This is a genomic window from Peribacillus sp. P4_C12 (genome assembly GCF_056402095.1).
The window spans coordinates 1-4,148 of the sequence record NZ_JBFUIB010000334.1 but is presented as its reverse complement, the minus strand read 5'-3'; the positions used below and the strand labels follow the sequence as shown (position 1 = coordinate 4,148).

Annotated in this window: 5 protein-coding genes; all 5 read left to right on the top strand. The window is 39.1% G+C overall.

The window, feature by feature from the left end; all coding sequences use genetic code 11:
• Positions 1 to 1,745: ATP-binding protein (locus AC1DUW_RS22280; protein ID WP_477643490.1), on the top strand; the 1,745-nt coding region annotated here is incomplete at its 5' end.
• A gap of 117 nt (positions 1,746 to 1,862) precedes the next feature.
• Complete coding sequence (locus tag AC1DUW_RS22275; protein ID WP_379108186.1) at positions 1,863 to 2,192, top strand: hypothetical protein; 330 nt, start codon at positions 1,863 to 1,865, stop codon at positions 2,190 to 2,192.
• 56 nt (positions 2,193 to 2,248) lie between these two features.
• Positions 2,249 to 2,416, top strand: a complete 168-nt coding sequence (locus AC1DUW_RS22270; protein ID WP_477643489.1) for a hypothetical protein — start codon at positions 2,249 to 2,251, stop codon at positions 2,414 to 2,416.
• A 272-nt stretch (positions 2,417 to 2,688) separates the two neighbouring features.
• On the top strand, positions 2,689 to 3,513 hold the full coding sequence (locus AC1DUW_RS22265; protein ID WP_056528024.1) for an ABC transporter ATP-binding protein: 825 nt from the start codon (positions 2,689 to 2,691) through the stop codon (positions 3,511 to 3,513).
• The coding region (locus AC1DUW_RS22260) for a (2Fe-2S)-binding protein (RefSeq protein WP_477643488.1) at positions 3,506 to 4,148 on the top strand (643 nt) is incomplete at its 3' end. The genes AC1DUW_RS22265 and AC1DUW_RS22260, both read left to right, overlap by 8 nt.

Genomic DNA, 4,148 nt, shown 5'->3' with positions numbered 1-4,148 from the left:
AGCTGGAGTCTTTATATAACAAGCAGAATAGTACCGGTTCTGAAGAAGCTAAAATCCTGTTTCTTGATGAGCAAATTTTGGAGCTTGAAAAACAATTGAAATTACAGAAGAAGAAGGAGGAGAATAATCGCAAACGTTCGCTGCTCATAAATGGCAGTTTAATAGGACTTTTATGTTTGGGTGCAATAGGAAGTTTTTTCAGTGACCAGATATTAGTAGGAAGTATACTTCTGACAGCGGCCGTTTTGTTTGCAGTTTCTAGGTCTTTATTCAAGGGAGATGATATATTGTCCGGGTTTAACCGTCAACTTGATGAAGCGAAAAGGAAAAGGGCTGTATTTGAGAGTAAGGCAAAAACTAACAGAGAGATTGAAGGAGAGTCGATGGGGCAACTGCTTGAACAAGATTACCGTCTTCAAAGGGAGCTCGAAAATGAACGGTTTAAATATGAAGAGCGAGAGGAAGCCTTCGAAACGACTATCCAGGAATACGCCGCCTGGGAAGCAAGCAGGGACCGACTAAATAAAGAAGTGAGCACCATCATTAATGGCTGGGGGATGCCTTATTCCGGAGTGGAAATCAATCTTGAATCCGTATTTGAATTGCTTGAGAAGTGGAAGGAAGCCGTTGAAAGGAAACATGAAAAAATCAGACAATATCAATTTTTACATTCAGAGTTTGAAGGTAAATCGGAGGCTTTATTTCAATTTGCTCTAGGGATTGGTCTGGAGCCCTCTACTTGGAGGGACGCAATCAGCCTTTTGAAACGAGAAATAAACAATACGATGGAAAAAAACGTTCAACTTACACAATGGATGCAGGAACTGAGCCGTTTAACGAATGAAATAGAGCGGCTGTCGATAGAAAAAGACTATCTTGATGTGGAAAAGGAACAGCTTTTTGCCATAGCGCATGTTAAGGGTGAGGAAGAGTTTCGTCAAAACGCGGTCTTGTCTGAGGAGAAAGTCATGTTGCAAAAACAATATGATTTGCTAACCATTCAAATAGGGCAATCCCGAATGCAGTCTGAACTGATTCAAACTCTCTATAAACAGGGAATCAGCACATATACTCTTGAAAAATTGGAACAAAAGCGAGCGGATTTAGTAAAGGAAAAATCACTTTTATTGGAGAAGCGGTCCGATACGAAGCAAAGAATCAAACAGCTTGAGGCTTCAGGTATTTATGACGATTTACTTCATCATTTTTATGAAGAAAAAGCGGCTTTTAACGAGGAAGCGAAGGAATGGGCGAAATTTTCCATAGCCAAAAGCTTATTAAATAAAACTCTAGACCGATATAAACGGGAACGTCTCCCGAAGGTCATCGCTGAAGCAGAACAACATTTTGCCTTTTTAACAAATGGGCGCTATAGGAAGATAAACCTTGATCAGTCAGGTGATGGACTTTGGGTAGAGCGCAGTGATGGCTTGAGTTTCAGTGCTGAGGAGGTCAGCCGTGGAACAGCAGAGCAAATTTATGTTTCCTTAAGGCTCGCGCTTGCTGATCATACCTTCGAGGATGATTCATTCCCACTCATCATTGATGATAGTTTTGTTAATTTTGACGGGGTAAGGACAAAACGGATGCTTGAATTATTGAAAAAGGTGTCGGAAAAGCGGCAAATTTTCTTTTTTACATGTCACCAACATGTATTGGAAAATTTCACAGAAAATCAAGTAATTCGGCTATCTAAGCAAGTTTTGCATCAAAATGAGAAGGATATAATTATTTCTGAAATATAATGAAATTTAAATTACTAATAAAGAGAGTGAAGGCATTGAATATGAATGAGTTTGTTAACCATCATGATTCTTCTCTACTATTAATCATCGAAAAGGAGTTTCCTGATAAACGGTGTGTTGGGGGGAAGTATTCTGCCGAAGAACATACAATCACTTTATAATAGAGATATCGAAATTCAGTGTGAACGTGTCCTAGGCTCGCTTGAAAGACTTGAGGAGTATACCTGGATTATCTTCACCCATGAACTGGGTCACGCGTTAGATCCGAATCTTGCTATGCTGAGTGAGGAGTTATCCTGTACGAAAAATCCAGATATCCTTTATCAAATAGAAGTCAATGCATGGAATATTGCCGAGGAACTAATTCCTTTTATCGATCAGGATTTGTTCTTCCTAATTAGAAATGAATCATTGGTTTATTGCACAAATCGCCTGCTTGTTAGTTAAAAAAACCTCTCCCAATATAGGAGAGGTTTTTTGTTTTTTCTTGATTTTACCTATAAATGAAGAAGGGTCATCTATCCTTACTGAAAAGCCCGCATTTATTTCAAGTGGTGGCAGAATTAACATGCTTGCTACTAAGTTCCCGCCTAGTAGAGCTGATACAGGTAGCTGTGCCATGTAACAAGAACTTGATGGTGGACTATTTAACCGATATGGCAATGCCTTAAATTAAGCGATATAGCTTGTGTGTTATTTCAGCAAATTACCTTTGTCTGAATAATGGACTGAGTTTTTTTATCATTTGATTGGATGATATTAATGTTAACTAAGGATTCTTCATATATTTAATCGAAGGATAACTTTATTAAAGGATAATTATTTTTGTATTCATAAAGAAGAACAGAAACTATGTTTTTTTTGTTTTTATCTTTTTTAAAATTGACATTGATAATCATTTTCATTAAACTGATATTATTAGACTAATAAGGGGAGTATTTTAATGCGACCAGCTATTAACACACAGTCTTTATCGCTCGGTTATGGTGAAAAATTAATTATAAATGAAATGAATATAGAAATACCTCATGGGGAGATCACCGTATTCATTGGTGCAAATGGATGTGGGAAATCAACGCTTCTTCGTTCGGTTGCCCGTTTGTTAAAGCCTCAATCCGGTTCAGTTTTACTTGAGGGAAAAGCTATTTCTTCCATGTCATCGAAGGATGTAGCAAGGAAGATGGCGATTCTTCCACAATCGCCTATTGCCCCTGAAGGACTTACGGTCTATCAACTTGTTAAACAAGGAAGATATCCATATCAAAGCTGGTTGAAGCAGTGGAGCTCTTTGGATGAGGAAAAAGTTCAAAAGGCAATTGAAGCAACGAACCTAACAGAATTGAAGGATCGGGCGGTCGATGAATTATCAGGAGGTCAGAAGCAAAGGGCCTGGATAGCGATGACCCTAGCGCAGGATACGGACATCATTTTATTGGATGAACCGACTACATATCTTGATATGGCACATCAAATCGACATTTTGGACTTATTATTCGATTTGAATGAATCTGAGAATCGAACAATTGTGATGGTGCTTCATGATTTGAATCTGGCTTGCCGCTATGCGGATAATCTGGTGGCTCTTAAAGATGGAGCGATATATGATCAGGGACGGCCAGAGGATATTATCACTCCTGAAATGGTTCATCAAGTATTCGGAATGAAGTGTAAAATTTCGTTTGATCCGATTTTTGGCAGCCCAATGTGTATCCCGTTTGGAAAGGGGCGTTATGCCCAAAGTCAGGTAAAAGCGCTGGCCAATGCATAAACTTTCTTCTTCTATAGAAAAAGAGCTGCAAACGTATCGGATTTCCCTCAAAGATGAAGCTCAAGTTTCCAAGTCGTTTGATCATATTGATGGGTTGCTTCAGTATGCACAGGCCCGGACTGGAGCGGAAACGACAAGAGTTGCAGCCTCAATGTGGTTCAGACGTTATGCCTTTTTTGTTACGGCACAATTGTACATGATCAGCAAGCATCGGCTCACTTGGAATGGTACACTTCAGGACATGGGTGTCTTGGATAATCCCGAAGATAAGAATTGGTTGCCAAACTTTTGGCTGAAAAATAACAGTTGGAGAGATGTTTCGGAAAAGGATAGCCCTTTAGCACTCAAATCCATATTAAGCAGGTTTGGTGAGGAAGCTATTCTTCCACTTTCTAAAGCTACTAAAATATCGAAACTTGTACTCTGGGAGAACATTTGGGGCTATACGGTATGGATGTATGCCGAGTTACTGAAACAGCCAGATATAAAAACACGAGTTGAAACGGACATTGAAAGGCTGCTTGAAGATGAGATTTGGATGAATATAGAAAGGCATTCACCATTTAAACGATTCATTGGAGAAAAAACCATTCCTGAGTCCATGAATCCTTATAAACGAGTGACATGCTGTTTAT